Origin of the sequence: Methylobacterium sp. J-030 (assembly GCF_022829545.1) — a bacterium.
GTDB lineage: Bacteria > Pseudomonadota > Alphaproteobacteria > Rhizobiales > Beijerinckiaceae > Methylobacterium.
Genome location: NZ_JAKSYM010000224.1, coordinates 1 through 313 on the forward strand (window position 1 = coordinate 1; position 313 = coordinate 313).

At 63.9% G+C, this 313-nt stretch carries 1 protein-coding gene; it reads right to left on the reverse strand.

The genetic code is table 11. From position 1 onward, the window contains the following. On the reverse strand, positions 1 to 295 hold a 295-nt coding region (locus MKK75_RS14890), incomplete at its 3' end, for a hypothetical protein (RefSeq protein WP_244043331.1). Positions 296 to 313: the final 18 nt, after the last annotated feature.

Sequence of the window (313 nt, forward strand, 5' to 3'; positions counted from 1 at the left end):
CGTCCTGACGCAGGTTGCGGGCCTGGAGGATCTTGCCCTTGAAGATGACGAACACGGAGCCGGAGGCGTAACCAGCCGAGAGCGTCACCGACTTGCCGACGTAGAACGCGGGCTGCGTGCTGCTCTTGGCGAGGTTGACGAGATTGATGCGGGCGACGTTCGGCGTGCTCGCATCCTTCTGCGCGGTCTCGAAGAAGATGCGCAGGCCCTGCCCGCCGTTCTCGTCGCCGCGGTAGGTGAAGGTCTTGCCGCCCTCGATCTCGACCGAGACGGTGCGGAGATATTGCAGCGTCACTCGCCCTGTCCTTTGTTG